General features: G+C 32.9%; 16 protein-coding genes. All 16 read right to left on the bottom strand.

Translation table 11 applies throughout. The features are described from left to right. Positions 1-60: 60 nt before the first annotated feature. A complete protein-coding gene (locus ACZ446_RS00150; protein ID WP_464393149.1) occupies positions 61-1,080 on the bottom strand; it encodes a LacI family DNA-binding transcriptional regulator in 1,020 nt (339 codons plus the stop codon). A gap of 49 nt (positions 1,081-1,129) precedes the next feature. After that, the gene (locus ACZ446_RS00145; RefSeq protein WP_464393148.1) at positions 1,130-2,056 is read right to left on the bottom strand and encodes an AEC family transporter; all 927 of its coding nucleotides are present in this window, start codon (positions 2,054-2,056) and stop codon (positions 1,130-1,132) included. A 41-nt stretch (positions 2,057-2,097) separates the two neighbouring features. After that, positions 2,098-2,898 carry a sugar ABC transporter ATP-binding protein gene (locus ACZ446_RS00140; RefSeq protein WP_464393147.1) on the bottom strand — a complete coding sequence of 267 codons (801 nt, stop codon included), beginning with the start codon at positions 2,896-2,898 and terminating at the stop codon, positions 2,098-2,100. Between the two features lie 139 nt (positions 2,899-3,037). Then, positions 3,038-4,657, bottom strand: coding sequence for a mannitol dehydrogenase family protein (locus ACZ446_RS00135; RefSeq protein WP_464393146.1), 1,620 nt, complete (start codon positions 4,655-4,657; stop codon positions 3,038-3,040). 108 nt (positions 4,658-4,765) lie between these two features. After that, on the bottom strand, positions 4,766-5,806 hold the full coding sequence (gene uxuA, locus ACZ446_RS00130; RefSeq protein ID WP_464393145.1) for a mannonate dehydratase: 1,041 nt from the start codon (positions 5,804-5,806) through the stop codon (positions 4,766-4,768). Between the two features lie 242 nt (positions 5,807-6,048). Beyond that, positions 6,049-6,492, bottom strand: a complete 444-nt coding sequence (gene rplI, locus ACZ446_RS00125) for a 50S ribosomal protein L9 (protein WP_464393144.1) — start codon at positions 6,490-6,492, stop codon at positions 6,049-6,051. A 23-nt stretch (positions 6,493-6,515) separates the two neighbouring features. Further along, positions 6,516-7,400, bottom strand: a complete 885-nt coding sequence (locus ACZ446_RS00120) for a DUF2232 domain-containing protein (protein WP_464393143.1) — start codon at positions 7,398-7,400, stop codon at positions 6,516-6,518. An 88-nt stretch (positions 7,401-7,488) separates the two neighbouring features. After that, the gene (gene rpsR, locus ACZ446_RS00115; protein ID WP_073157999.1) at positions 7,489-7,704 is read right to left on the bottom strand and encodes a 30S ribosomal protein S18; all 216 of its coding nucleotides are present in this window, start codon (positions 7,702-7,704) and stop codon (positions 7,489-7,491) included. Positions 7,705-7,721: 17 nt separating this feature from the next. After that, a complete protein-coding gene (locus ACZ446_RS00110) occupies positions 7,722-8,195 on the bottom strand; it encodes a single-stranded DNA-binding protein (RefSeq protein WP_464393142.1) in 474 nt (157 codons plus the stop codon). A 24-nt stretch (positions 8,196-8,219) separates the two neighbouring features. Continuing rightward, positions 8,220-8,519: a 30S ribosomal protein S6 gene (gene rpsF, locus ACZ446_RS00105; RefSeq protein ID WP_464393141.1), complete on the bottom strand. Its 300-nt coding sequence runs from the start codon at positions 8,517-8,519 to the stop codon at positions 8,220-8,222. A 158-nt stretch (positions 8,520-8,677) separates the two neighbouring features. Next, positions 8,678-9,178: a phosphatase PAP2 family protein gene (locus ACZ446_RS00100; protein WP_464393140.1), complete on the bottom strand. Its 501-nt coding sequence runs from the start codon at positions 9,176-9,178 to the stop codon at positions 8,678-8,680. A gap of 294 nt (positions 9,179-9,472) precedes the next feature. Further along, positions 9,473-10,564, bottom strand: coding sequence for a redox-regulated ATPase YchF (gene ychF / locus ACZ446_RS00095; protein ID WP_464393139.1), 1,092 nt, complete (start codon positions 10,562-10,564; stop codon positions 9,473-9,475). Between the two features lie 24 nt (positions 10,565-10,588). Next, positions 10,589-10,768, bottom strand: coding sequence for a DUF951 domain-containing protein (locus ACZ446_RS00090; protein WP_464393138.1), 180 nt, complete (start codon positions 10,766-10,768; stop codon positions 10,589-10,591). Between the two features lie 56 nt (positions 10,769-10,824). Beyond that, positions 10,825-11,376 (bottom strand): tetratricopeptide repeat protein, encoded by a 552-nt coding sequence (locus tag ACZ446_RS00085; RefSeq protein WP_464393137.1) that lies wholly within the window; start codon positions 11,374-11,376, stop codon positions 10,825-10,827. A 151-nt stretch (positions 11,377-11,527) separates the two neighbouring features. Beyond that, positions 11,528-12,961: an aminomethyl-transferring glycine dehydrogenase subunit GcvPB gene (gene gcvPB / locus ACZ446_RS00080; RefSeq protein WP_464393136.1), complete on the bottom strand. Its 1,434-nt coding sequence runs from the start codon at positions 12,959-12,961 to the stop codon at positions 11,528-11,530. Next, positions 12,962-14,302: an aminomethyl-transferring glycine dehydrogenase subunit GcvPA gene (gene gcvPA / locus ACZ446_RS00075; protein ID WP_464393135.1), complete on the bottom strand. Its 1,341-nt coding sequence runs from the start codon at positions 14,300-14,302 to the stop codon at positions 12,962-12,964. It lies immediately after the preceding gene. Between the last annotated feature and the right edge of the window lie 2 nt (positions 14,303-14,304).

Here is a 14,304-nt window from a genome sequence, read left to right as displayed (position 1 = left end):
ACCTCCCTGTAACTATATAATTCTCTATATCTTAAAAAAATCCTTTTTTTGAAATAACTTTTAATTAAGCTGAGCTGTGCTTTCTCTTATTATCAATTCAACATCTAAATTTCTATTCTGAGCTTTGACAAGGTCATTTTCACCTTTATTTAAATTTTCTAATAGAATTTCTGCCGAAAGTTTGCCTACATCAGCAATAGAGCGATTGATAGTTGTTAAAGCCGGGCTGGAATATTCAGCAAAATTAACATTATCAAAACCAACAACACCAGCTTCTTCTGGTACTTTAATTCCTCTTCTTTTCAATTCTTTTAAAACTCCAAAAGCTGAAGCATCATTAGCAGCAAAAATTCCAATCTTCTTATTTTGATAATTATTTTCATCTAAAAAAGATGCCATCTTTTTAGCCGACTCTTCTTCAACAAAAGAAGAAGAAAGCATTGTATAATCTTTTTCAGAAATTGAATTTTCCTGCATACAATCTTTAAATCCTTTTGATCTATCAGAAGCAGTAGGAGTAAAACCTACTCCTTTTAGATGAATAAAATATTCGTATCCGCATTCAATTAAGTGCTTTGCTGCCTGATACCCTCCCTTGTAGTCATTAATTCTAATTACATTAATTTTTTCAGATTCAATTTCTCGATCTAAAATTATCATAGGGATATCTTTTTCAGCTAGTTGGTTAATATACTTTTCACTTAGCGAAGTAGATGCTAAAATAAATCCATCAACCTGTCTTTGAATTAAATGCCTTATATATTCCTTTTCCCTTTTGGCATCCCATTCTGTGTTTCCAATAACAGCATAATAACCAGCTGTTCTCAGTTCTTTTTCTATGCTTTTCACAAGATATGAATAATATAAATTAGCTACATCAGCAATTAAAACTCCAATTGACTTGCTTTTTTTTGTTACCAGTCCCTGGGCCAGTCCATTTGGGATATAATCTAGTTCATCAACAGCTTTTAAGACTGCCTCTTCCTTTTCACGTGAAACATTTGCATTTTGATTAATTACTCTTGATACTGTAGATATTGACACATTTGCTCTTTCTGCAACATCATTTATTGAAACCACTATTCTTCACCTCAATTTAATTATATTCTTTTTTGAAAGTGTTTTCAAATTACACACTTAACCAAATAAAAATCGGTAAAGTTGCTCCCATAAAGACTATAGTGGCGAAAATCGCTGCAGAAGCAAAATCACTTTTATGACCATACTTTTCCATTATAACAGAAGAACTTGCAAAAACCGGCATTGCTGCTAAAATGGTCATTACTCCTCTCAACAAGGGTTGAATTGGTAATAAAGAAAGGACTAAATAAACCAAAGCTGGAAAAATTAACAATCTTAAAATTGAGACCAAATAAACCTTTTTATTACCCATTACTTCAGAGATTGTGCTCTTAGCAAGCTGTAAACCAATAAAAATCATAGCCAGAGGCACAGTAATATCTCCAATGCTTCCCGTAATATTAAACACAGCCTCAGGTAAATTAATACCACTAAAAACTACAACTAAACCTAATAAAAGTCCGATGATTGGTGGAGAAAATATATTAGCAAAAAAGCTGCTTTCTGAATTTTGACTGCTGTCTTTTAAAATCCAAATCCCAACTGTCCATAAAATAAGCTGCATTCCAAAATCATATAAGATTGCTAAAATTAAACCTTGAGCGCCAAATAAAGCAAAGCAAATTGGTGCTCCAACAAAAATATTATTACTGAAAACAGTGACAAATGCGACCTCTTCTTTTTCTTTTTGAGAATATCCGAAAAATTTACTAATCATAAAAATAATAATAATTGAAAAAATGGTAATAATAAGAGCAGAAATTGGCACAATTAAGTATTGTTTCAACATATTTAAATTAAAATCTTTGATAATATTTGTAAAGATCAAAGCTGGAAAAGCTATATCTATTGTCAGTTCAGCTATTCCTTTTTCTGCCTCAGATTTGATTTTACCTGATTTATTTAAATAATAACCAAGAGTAATTAATACCCCCATCAAAATCAATTGTTCTAAAACTGGATAAAGATCTGTCATTAAAACACTCCTCTATTTTTGATAAAATTAAATCGCCTATCTTATTTTCCTATTAATAAAAGGGCCAATTCATTATATTCTGATTCAGAAACTTTTTTTGTTCCTTTATTTTTACCATCTTTTAAAACACTTACTAGATCAGAGACTGCAAAAATTTCTTTAATTTCTCTAGTAAAATAAATAATTGTAATTCCTTTTTTCTTTAGCTGCTGCATAAAATTAAAAAAGACTTCTTTTTCTTCTTGATCCAGCTCAATAACAGCCTGATCAATCACAAGCAATTCAATTCCAAAAGATACTGCTTTTAAAAGCTCAATTAGTTGTTTTTCTAATGATGTTAAACCTCGCATTTTCTTGGTTGGAGATATATTTAGATCAAATAATTTAAGCAACTCTGCTGTTTGAGCAATCATTTTTTGATTATCTATTGATTTAAAAATAAAAAACTTTTTTATAGGTTCTCTACCAAAAAATATATTTTCAGATATTGTCATTTCAGGAAAAACTGTAGATTTATTTCTATCTTCTCCCTTTTTGTTAAATTTAAAAATACCAAGCGGATCTTTTTCGGGATTAACAGCAGAATATTGATTGATAAAATAAATGTTTTCTCTTTCAGCTTCTTTAAGCTTTTCTCGATTAAAAATTTTATCATCAAAAACTAATTCTGCTTGTTCAAACTCAATTTCACCTTTCAAAAATTTAAGCATTCTATTTTTTTCGGCTTCATTTTGAAACAAAATACTGTGGACATTGTTTTTTCTAACTTTTAAATTAAATAAATACTTTGTTTTTTTTACTTTAAGATCAAGGTTCTTTATTTCTAAAATATTTTGATTCATTCTATCCACCTCTTAATAGCTAAAATTGTTATTTAAAGTTAAGTATAGCATATCAGAGATTAATTTCTAAGGCAAAGAAAATAAATTAGAAAAACCTGGCCAATAAAGCCAGGTTTTAATTCTATTTAATTGAAAATATCTAAAGCAGGTATTTGTTTAGGGTAACTCTAACAGCGCCCTCTTTTGCTATCATCTCTTTAAAGTATCCTTCTATTTTTTCTCCCAGACCTACTTGATATAAGTCTAAGCCCATTAAGTTCTCATTACTCAAAATATTATTAAGCTTATCTCCTACAGAATCAGGGTCGCCCAGTTCAATTCCCTCTAACTGAGGTGTCAGCTCATCCAGCATTGGATCTGAGCTTAAAGGCATTTCATTCCCTTCATCATCTACTGCAAGAAGATATCTCAACCAACCTGCAATTGCAAGTGGTACTACAACCAAATTTGCTGGGTCTAAGTCTTCAGCATCACGATAAGATTTAATTGTCTCACCAAAGCGGATTGCTACTTTTTGTGAAGTATCTTTAGCTATTCTTTGAGGTGTATCAGGAATATATGGGTTAACCAATCTTTCTTTAACTACTTCATCAATAAACTCTTTTGGATCAAGTACTTCTGGATCTACAACAACAGGCAGTCCTTCTTTGTAACCAATCTGTTCTACTAAGGCTCTAATTTCCTGATCTTCCATCTCTTCTGCAATTGATGTGTGGCCTAAAAGACAACCGTAAACTGCCATTGCTGTGTGCAGTGGATTGAGGCAGGTTGTTACTTTCATGGTCTCTACCTGGTTAACTGTCTCTCGATCGGTATAGATTGCTCCTGCCTTATCTAGAGGTATTTTACCATTAGGAAAACTGTCTTCTATAACAAGATACTCAGGGGCCTCTGCATTAACAAAAGCTGCTATTTCTGTATTCTTATTTGTTTTTACAATTTCTGTGTTTTCAAAACCGATCTCTTTCAGCTTCTGCTGCACATCAGCTGCTGGTCCTGGGGTAATCTTATCAATCATTGACCAGGGAAATCCAACTTTGGATTCATCATTTAAATATCCTAAAAATCCTGCTTCTACCAGATCATTTTCTACCCATTTTTCAGCTACAGTTATTACAGCATCTTTAAGCTTCTGACCATTATGAGAGCAGTTGTCCATGCTGGCAAAAGCAAAAGGATAAGCACCTGCTTTAAAACGTTCATAAGCTAAGGCAGTCACCTTAGCCATCAGGTGGTTTAAATCTCCTTCAGGTCCAGCCTTGAAATCTTCTAAAACAAAGGGGAAGAATTCTCCGTCCATATTGTCCAGAGCATAACCTTTTTCAGTTACAGTAAAACTTGCCATTTTCAAACTGGGTTTTTTAAATATTTCTTTCAGCTCTTCCCAGTCTTTTTCAAAACTGGAGTCGGCTTTTAAGCCCTCAGTTATACTGGCCAGTAAGGTTTTTTCCAAGCTGCCATCAGCCGACATCTTTATAACCAGACTTAGATTATCTGCCGGTGCATAAATTTTATCTATAATCTCATAGTCAAAACCCTCGGCTGCTATAATACCTGTTTCTACTTCTCCTGCGTTCAGCAGTTGCTGCTGCAGACGGGCTATAAAGGCTCTAAAAATATTACCGGCACCAAAATGTACCCATTCTGGATTTTCTTTTGTATTATCAATTAGATTTTGATAATCAAACTGAGGAGGATTTATTCCTGCATCTTCCCATTGAGCTTTATCTTTTAGTTCCTCTTTTTTAAGTTTTAACATTATAAAACTCCTTTCATTTAGATCCTAAAATTAACTTGAAATATTAAAATCTTTAAAAAAGAACCCCCTTTTAATTCAGTTAGACTAAAAGAGGATTCTTATTTTATCTTATTTACTGCATTTTTTAATTGCTTCCCAGAGTCCATTCAAATAAGTTGCACCTAAAGCACGATCATATAAACCATAACCAGGTTTACCTGTTTCTCCCCAGATCATACGTCCGTGGTCAGGTCGAAGCGGTCCTTCAAAACCTATATCATGATATGCTTTCATGATTTCATACATATCTAGAGATCCCTTTTCACTTAAGTGAGCAGCTTCTTCAAAACTGTTTTCACCTGTGATCTTAATATTTCTTACATGAGCAAAGTGGATTCTATCTCCAAATTCCCTAATAATTGCAGGAACATCATTATCAGGATTAACACCTAGTGATCCTGAACAAAGGGCAAGTCCATTTGCAGGTGAATCAACTAAATTTAAAAACTTATGCAGATTTTCTTTGCCAACAATAACTCTTGGCAGACCAAAAATTGACCATGGTGGATCATCTGGGTGGATAGCCATTTTTATATTTTCTTCTTCTGCTACAGGAATAATTTCTTTCAAGAAATATTCTAAGTTATCCCAGAGTTTATCTTCATTAATCTCCTGGTAAGCTGTCATCAAATCATTTAACTCTTCTTTACTATAGCTTGTGTCCCATCCTGGAAGGTCAAGATCACCACTTAAAGGATTCATTTCTTCAACTTCTTCTCTGTCATAAATTAATGCTTCTGATCCGTCTTCTAGTTTGTGATCAAGCTCAGAACGAGTCCAGTCAAAAACAGGCATAAAGTTATAAGTTACTACTTCAATTCCTGCTTTAGATAGATTTCTTAAAGTCTCTTTATAATTTTCAATATAACGGTCTCGAGGTTCAACCCCCATTTTTATTGCCTCAGGTACAGGTACACTTTCGATAGCTGAAATTTCCAATCCAGCTTCCTCCACCTTATCTTTTAATTCTTTAATTTTTTCATAAGGCCAGGCTTCTCCTGCCGGAATATCATAAATAGCTGTAACAATCCCTGCCATCCCTGGGATCTGTTTGATTTTATCTAATGTTACAGGGTCATCATCTCCATACCAGCGAAAAGATAATTTCATAAGATCACTCCTTTTATTTGATTATTTTGTAATTTGAAAGCGTTTTCAAGAACTATAAAAATTTATTTATATTCTTATCTTATTTTATTTTATTCGTGATGTAAAGTGAAATTCCTTTATTTTTCTAAAACTAGACAAAAAAATGAATATCTAACAAGAAATTTTATAAATCACTTTATTCAAAATCACACTTTTATTTATTGTTAAGCCTCAGTCAGTTAATAACCAACTGAGGCGACATATTATTTTTCTTTAACATTAATTTTTAATGATGCTGTAATATCATCATATATTTTTACTTCTACAGTATGCATTCCTAAAGATTTTATTGAATCATCAAGGGCTATTTTCCTTTTGTCTATATCATAGCCTTTTTTAGAAACAGCTTCAGCAATATCTTTTGTATTTACTGAGCCAAATAACCTGCCGTTATCCCCAGCTTTAACTTTTACCACAAACTTTTCGGATTCTAATTTAGACTTAAGCTGCTCTGCATCTTCTCTTTTTTCTGATTCTAAACGGTTTTTCTTTGCTTCTTTTTCTTTTAATTCTTTAATCTTTTGTTGAGTAGCTTCAACTGCTAATCCTCGAGGCATTAAATAATTACGTGCATAACCATCAGCTGCATCAACAACATCACCTTTAGAACCTAACTTTTTTACATCTTCTGTTAATACTACTTTCATAATAACTTCCTCCTTAATCATTTTTAACCAGGTTGATTACTCTGCTTTCTAAAGTTAAACCACATGTCTAATAATCCTAATAAAATTAAGATTATCGGAACTGGTGGAAAAATAAAAATTAAAAATATTAGAAAAGACTTTATTAAAATTGAACTATTTTTCTTTGATAAAAAATACATTAATACTGCAAAGCCCTGCAAAAATGCCAGGAAAAACATAAAAATATTTATATTAATAAAAATTGGATTCGAAGTTAACAAAAGAGACACAACGATTAGACTAGAGACAGGCCAACGAGGTAAATACCAGCGGCTTACAGCTTTGTATAATTCAATATTCAAACCCCTTCTCCTTAAGTACCAGGCAGAAACATAATAGTTTAAAATACCTGTTATAGTTGCTGAAATAACTAACAAAGAAGGAAATATCATTCTAATTAAATTAAATTGAGTAGATATTATCTGCTCTACAGATTGCTGATCTAATTCTCCACTCAAATTTTGAAGTGCCTGCTGCAGCAATGTTTGATAATTAAGGTTCAACATTCCAGAAGCAACATAAAAAATTATAAGTTGTGAAACTGTTACGGCAATTACAGATGTAATTAGTGTTTTGAAAGGAGATAAACCTTCCTTAATTACATTACCAATAACAAAACCAACTAATCCGAAACCAATTATAGTCATTAAGCCCATAACAGTTCCAAATAGTAATCCATTTATTAAAGCAGCTATTATAATTACTCCAATTACTCCACTGCTCTCCTTTTTTTGAACAAGATAGACAATTGGCACTGGCCAGAGTATCATAACCGCCATTGATAAAAATGGAATAAAGTAATTAACTGCAGTTAACAATATTATATAGGCCAGAGTTCTAATGCTATCCTTATATCTTCTAATATCCATCTAATTTACCACCTCATCTGCCGGCAAAATTAACAGTATTATTAAAGAAAGGAGGCGCCATCATAGATTTTGCCTCCTTAATTAATACTTATTCTTTTACATATGGCAGCAGAGCAACTGATCTAGCTCTTTTTACTGCTTGTGTAATTAATTTTTGGTGTTTGGAACAATTTCCTGTTACACGACGCGGCATAATTTTACCACGATCTGTTAAATATCTATTTAAAGTTCTTAAGTCTTTATAATCAATTTTTTTATCTTCATTTGCACAAAAATGGCATGACTTATTTCTACCTCTAGGCATTTAAATTTACCTCCTTTTTAAAATGGTACATCAAAATCATCAGCATCAAAATTATCATCAAATTGAGCATCAAAATCATCCTGCTCCTGCTTGTTATTCTGCTGAGAAGAATTATTATTTTGCTGCTGATTATTATTTTGATACTGTCCCTGATTATTACTACGGCTGCTGTTATTACCGAAGTCTAGAAAACGCACATTGTCTGCGTTAACTTCAGGATTTATATAAGTTCTGTTGTTGTTTTCACTTTTACGAATCTGCAGTGATCCATCGACTCCAACCAGTCTACCTTTTCCGAGATGACGGGCACAATTTTCCGCCAGACCCCGCCAGGTTACGATATTGATAAAATCAACATCTCGATCACCATTACGGTTAGTATAATTTCTTTCTACTGCCAGTGTAAAATTGCACACTGGAGTTCCATTACTGGTATAGCGAAGTTCAGGATCTCGTGTCAGGCGGCCGATTAAAACAATTCTGTTTAACAAGACTATTCACCACCTAGATTTATATTATGCATCATTTCTAACTACTAAATAACGAAGTACACCATCCATAATCTTAAAGATTCTCTCAAGCTCATTTACTACTGTAGTTTTAGCATTGAATTCTAGAATTGTATAATCTCCAGAACGATAATCTTTAATTTCATAAGCTAACTGCTTTTTACCCCAGGCATCAACTTCAGTTACTTCTCCTTCATGTTCAGAGATAGCATCTTTAACACGCTGAAGAATAGTCTGCTTTTCTTCATCTTCAAGATCAGGTTTAAGTACAAATGTTGTTTCATAATCTCTTTTTCTAATTTCCATTTACATTCACCTCCTCCACACGGACTAATGGCCCTGCTGCTAGCAGAGCATGGATTTTTAACCAATCTAAATTATAACAGCTATTTAGTTAAAATGCAAATAAAATTTGCACCTTTGCGCCTTCTGTTCACAGAACCATTTTTTACCTTTTGTTTGTATCAAAATTGAAAAGCCAGCAAATTAATAATTAAAGAAAGCAGCCAAGCAGCTAGAATATCAGTAGGATAATGAACACCAACCATAATTCTGGATAAAGCTGTTATAACTGCAAGAACAATCATTAAAATTCCAAGTTCAAAAATAACATTTAAAACTGCCAAAGAAATAATCAGCGAGCTGGCAGTATGGGTGCTGGGAAAAGAATGGTCTTCCCGCTGCTTTACCAAATTTTTTAGGCCATACTCAGCAAAAGGACGCCTACGATTATATAAAGCTGGTATTAATTTTACTGTCAAATATACAGCTGCGGGGATTAAAATAAAAGTGCTGAGTTTCGGATCACTGTTATAAATCAACCAGCCACCAACAGCAAAATAAATTATTGAAAAAAACTTAGAAGAAAACTTTGTAATAAAAACTGCCAGCTTTGAAATAAACTCATGGCTGACAGTAAAATTATAGAATGCAAAAAATATTTTTTGATCAATTTTTTTAATCATGATTACTGCCTCTTAACTTTCCTGCTGCTTTAGAAAAATCAGTGTTTAAAGCTTTATACTACCTGGAGTATTTGAGTTACAATTTGCAACTTCAATCAAAATAGGCTGAAATATATACAAAGAGATTATCAATAGTATAATTTGTGAATTCAATCGAAGTAACTTTTTTGGAAATTAAATGCGAAAAGATTTTTCAAAATACAACCAAAATCCACTGACATATTAGAAAAATCAGCATTTAATTTATCAAAAAAGTGTCAACGGAGATTGTAACAAATTATACTATTGATAAGATCAGACATTAAATCTAAAGTGACAGATGTCTCCATCCTGCATTATATAGTCTTTACCTTCAAGTCTTAATAAACCTTCTTCACGAGCATCAGCCATAGAACCAACACGTTTAAGATCTTCAAAACTAACTATTTCAGCTCTAATAAAACCTTTTTCCATATCACTATGAATCCTTCCAGCTGCCTGAGGAGCAGTTGATCCCCTTTCGACTGTCCAGGCTCTACATTCTTTTTCACCTGCTGTTAAGAATGTAAGTAAATTCAATAGTTCATAACCAGCTTTAATTACACGATCTAAACCAGAATCATTAAGCCCTAATTCTTCCAAAAACATTTCCTTTTCTTCTTCATCTAATTCAGCTATATCAGCTTCGATTTTAGCACTTATTTCTACAACTTTTGCTCCATCTTTTTCGGCATGTGTTTTTACATCATTAACTAAATCATTCTGATTAGTGTTAATATCATCTTCATTTACATTTGCTAAATATATTATAGGTTTAGCACTTAAAAGCTGCAGCTCTTTGACCAAGCGCTTACCAGTTTCATCAAGACTTAATTGACGAATGTTTTTTCCCTCTTCTAAAGCATCTGCAATTTTTTCTAATGCAGCTACCTCTTTTAAATAAATTTTATCTCCACTTTTAGCCTGTTTTTTAGATTTTTCTAATCTTTTTTCAATCTGGGCCAAATCTGCCATCATTAATTCTGTGTTAATAATATCGATATCACGATCTGGAGAAATTTTTCCATCAACATGGGTTATGTTTTCATCATCAAAACATCTTACAACCTGAGCAATTGCATCTACTTCTCTAATATGGGCTAAAAATTTATTCCCAAGTCCCTCACCTCTACTGGCACCTTCGACTAATCCAGCAATGTCTACAAATTCTATAACTGTAGGTGTTTTTTTCTCTGGTTGATATTTTTCTGCTAACCAGTCTAACCTTTCATCAGGAACAGGTACAACCCCAATATTAGGATCAATAGTACAAAATGGATAATTTGCTGCATCAGCCCCCGCTTCTGTTAATGCATTAAAAAGAGTTGATTTACCTACATTTGGTAGTCCTACAATTCCAATTTTCATTAAATAATCTTCCTTCCTAAAAAATTAAAGTTTTTTCTTAATACTTTTTTCAAACTTATTCCTCGGCAGCATTATTACTCTATCACAGGTCTCACATTTTGCTTTAAAATCCATGCCTACTCTTAAAATTTCCCAGGTTTTACCCCCACAGGGATGTGTTTTTTTGAATTCTACCCTATCTCCGACTGAATACTCTTCCGGCATTTTAAGACCTCCTTTTTATCTGATCGTTACGTCAAATCTAATTTAAAATGTTCAATTTATGTTAAAATAAAATAAAGGACTGTAATTAAAGTTACTGCTAAAAAAACAACAAATAAACAGCCAGGATCTTTATAAAATGGCTTGTCTGCATTTAATTTATAACTAAAACTTCCTTTTTTTCTAGCTTTTTTTAGAAATTTTACAGACTCAGAATAATTACCTTCTTCCCGATAAATAACACCGAGGTTATTATAAGCTGGGCCATAATCTTCATTCACCGTTATTGCTTTTTTATATAATTCCTTTGCTCTTTTTAGATTTCCATTTTCTCTTGCAATACTTCCTAAATTAGTTATTGCAGGGGCATAATCAGGATCCTGTTGTAAAATTTCATTCAGTAATTCCTCTGCCTGGTTAAATTCTCTTTGATAAATATGAATTACTGCTATTTTATTTAAAGCTGGCAGAAAACCATTTTTTTTCTGTAAAAATTTCTGCAGTTTTTTTGCAGCCTTTTTTCTCTCTCCACGTTCTAATAAGTCAATACATTTTTGGTATTCTTTTTCATTTTCTTCAGTCAACTGTTTTTTATAATAAGATTCTTTCATATTTTCACCCACTTTTTGTTAACTTCAATTTTATATTATATCATAAAAGAACCTCAAACTGCAAAGATGGCCCTCGAAAGGGCCATCAACTTTTGTTTTATCACAAAATATAGATACTGTTCCTTTGTAATAATCTACTTAGTTTATAAGTTTACCAGTGTAAATTGGGATTTCGAGCCGCTTCTGTTTCATCCAATTTCCTAACTGTAGTTGAATGTGGGGCGTTTTTAACCAATTCTGGATCTTCTTTTATTTCCCGGGAAATAGTCAATAAAGTTTCTACAAAATGATCTAAAGTTTCTATGTTTTCTGTTTCTGTAGGTTCGATCATCATTGCCTCTTTAACTACAAGTGGAAAATAAATAGTTGGAGCATATTGATCATAATCAAGAAGCCTTTTAGCAATATGAAGAGTTGAAGCACCTTCAGCTTTCTGCCTACTTCCTGATAATACAAATTCGTGTAAACTGTCTTCAGCATAAGGGAGTTCAAAATCTTCTTTCAGCCTTGCTTTTAAATAATTAGCATTTAAAACTGCATTTTCTGTTGTTTTTTTAAGACCAACACCTCCTACAGTTTTAATATAAGCCCAGGCTCGCAGCATTATACCATAGTTACCATAAAAGCTGTGTACTTTTCCGATTGATTTTGGGCGATCCTGATCCCAATAATACTTTTTTTCATCTTTTTTTAATACTGGTTTTGGTAAATATGGGGCTAAAAAATCTTTTACTCCAACTGGACCAGAACCAGGTCCTCCACCACCATGAGGTGTTGAAAATGTTTTGTGAAGATTAAAATGCATTAAATCAAAGTTCATTAATCCTGGTTTAGCGTAACCCATAATTGCATTCATATTAGCTCCATCATAATATACCAGAGCACCTACATCATGAACCATTTCTGTAATTTTTAGAATATCCTCTTCAAAAATGCCGAGAGTATTTGGATTAGTAAGCATTAAAGCTGCTGTATCCTGATCTAAAGCTTCAGACAGCGCATCTAAATCAACCATCCCTCTTTTATTAGAGGCTATTTCTATAACTTCAAACCCAGCCATAGTTGCACTAGCAGGGTTAGTACCATGGGCTGAATCAGGTACAATTACTTTATTTCTTTTTTCTTCTTTATCTTCAAAATATTTTTTTACAATCATTAAAGATGTAAATTCTCCATGTGCACCAGATGCTGGCTGTAGTGTTATTTCATCCATGGCACTAATTTCTGATAGATCTAATTTGAGCTGATATAATATTTCTAAAGATCCCTGCAGCTGATTTTCAGGTTGATAAGGATGTAAATTACTCAAAGCAGACATGCGAGCAACTCTTTCATTTCTTTTAGGGTTATATTTCATAGTACAGGAACCCAAGGGATAAATTCCGGAATCTACACCATAGTTCATCTCGCTTAGAGCTGTATAATGTCTAATTACATCAACTTCGCTGACCTCAGGTAGCTCAACATCTTTTCGTAAATAGTTACTCAGTTCACTGCTGAATTCACTTTCTTCTACCTCAAGTGGAGGCAGAGAATAACCTCTCCGTCCAGAACTACTGTAGTCCTTAATTAGTTTTTCCTCCACTTAAAGCACCTCCAATTTTTCAATTACTTTATCAAGTTCAGTCTTAGTTCTTTTTTCTGTTACACAGACTAAAATCCCATCTTGGTCATTTTTTTGTAAATCATATCCGAGCAGTATTTCATCTTGAAGCATTTTCTCAAGAACCTCACTGCTTTTTTTATTTTTTACTTTAAGAATAAACTCATTAATAAAATTGTTTTTATTTGTTATTTCATAACCTTTAATCTTATCAATTTTCTCGGCCAAATAATGAGCTTTATGGTAACACTGTTCTCCAATTTCACGCAGACCATTTTTCCCCATCGTAGATAGGTAGATAGTAGCCATTAAAGCATTAAGAGCTTCGTTTGTGCAGATATTAGAAGTTGCTTTTTCTCGGCGAATATGTTGTTCTCTTGTTTGGAGTGTCAAAACAAAACCTTCTTTTCCTTCTACATCTTTGGTTTTGCCTACAATTCTTCCTGGTAACTGGCGCAGCATTTTTCGATCATCTCTACAAGCCATAAAACCAAGGTTTGGTCCTCCATAATTTAGACCATTACCTAAAGCTTGAGCTTCACCAACAACTATATCAGCTCCAAATTCTGCTGGAGGTTTTAAAAGCCCCAATAAAATCGGATTAGCAATTACAACAAAAATAATTTTCTTATTTTCTTTTGTTATTTTTGAAATTTCTTCCATTTTTTCAATTGACCCATAAAAATTAGGGTATTGGAGAACTATAACTCCAGTATTATCATCAATTTCTTTTTCTATAAAAGCAGGATCAATCACTTCTTTTTCACTTTTTAAATCAATAAATTCTAATTCTGGTCCAGCTCCATAAGTTTTTATAACTTCTCGGTAAGCAGGATTAATAGTATCAGGCAGCAGAACCTTAGATCTTCGAGAAATTCTTGCTCCCATTGTGACGGCCTCAGCTGCTGCTGAAGCTCCATCAAGCATAGAAGCATTGGCAATACCCATTCCAGTTAAATCACAAATCATACTTTGATATTCATATATTGCTTCTAATGTCCCCTGACTTAACTCAGCCTGATAGGGGGTATAGGCCGTATAAAATTCTGACCGAGAAATCAAAGCATCAATTATCCCCGGAATATAGTGATCATATGCTCCAGCACCTAAAAAAGAAATCTGTTGATCAATACTTTTATTTTTTTCAGCAGTTAGCTGGGCTTTTCTCATTAATTCCAATTCGGAAATACCTGACTCAATATTTAACTGGTCCTCAGCTTTAACTTCTTCTGGAATCATTTTAAACAGGTCTTCGACTGCTTCTATCCCAATCTCTTTCAGCATTATATTTCTTTCTGCTGGTGTATTGGAGATATAATCCATAA

It is taken from the genome of Halanaerobium sehlinense (genome assembly GCF_055379485.1).
This window is presented reverse-complemented; position numbering and strand designations above follow the sequence as displayed.

Bases quoted from the DNA above. Each gene is read 5' to 3' on its own strand.
- ACZ446_RS00145 (WP_464393148.1), bottom strand. From the start codon at position 2,056: ATGACAGATCTTTATCCAGTTTTAGAACAATTGATTTTGATGGGGGTA.
- ACZ446_RS00140 (WP_464393147.1), bottom strand. From the start codon at position 2,898: ATGAATCAAAATATTTTAGAAATAAAGAACCTTGATCTTAAAGTAAAA.
- ACZ446_RS00135 (WP_464393146.1), bottom strand. From the start codon at position 4,657: ATGTTAAAACTTAAAAAAGAGGAACTAAAAGATAAAGCTCAATGGGAA.
- uxuA (WP_464393145.1), bottom strand. From the start codon at position 5,806: ATGAAATTATCTTTTCGCTGGTATGGAGATGATGACCCTGTAACATTA.
- rplI (WP_464393144.1), bottom strand. From the start codon at position 6,492: ATGAAAGTAGTATTAACAGAAGATGTAAAAAAGTTAGGTTCTAAAGGT.
- ACZ446_RS00120 (WP_464393143.1), bottom strand. From the start codon at position 7,400: ATGGATATTAGAAGATATAAGGATAGCATTAGAACTCTGGCCTATATA.
- rpsR (WP_073157999.1), bottom strand. From the start codon at position 7,704: ATGCCTAGAGGTAGAAATAAGTCATGCCATTTTTGTGCAAATGAAGAT.
- rpsF (WP_464393141.1), bottom strand. From the start codon at position 8,519: ATGGAAATTAGAAAAAGAGATTATGAAACAACATTTGTACTTAAACCT.
- ACZ446_RS00100 (WP_464393140.1), bottom strand. From the start codon at position 9,178: ATGATTAAAAAAATTGATCAAAAAATATTTTTTGCATTCTATAATTTT.
- ychF (WP_464393139.1), bottom strand. From the start codon at position 10,564: ATGAAAATTGGAATTGTAGGACTACCAAATGTAGGTAAATCAACTCTT.
- ACZ446_RS00090 (WP_464393138.1), bottom strand. From the start codon at position 10,768: ATGCCGGAAGAGTATTCAGTCGGAGATAGGGTAGAATTCAAAAAAACA.
- ACZ446_RS00085 (WP_464393137.1), bottom strand. From the start codon at position 11,376: ATGAAAGAATCTTATTATAAAAAACAGTTGACTGAAGAAAATGAAAAA.
- gcvPA (WP_464393135.1), bottom strand. From the start codon at position 14,302: ATGGATTATATCTCCAATACACCAGCAGAAAGAAATATAATGCTGAAA.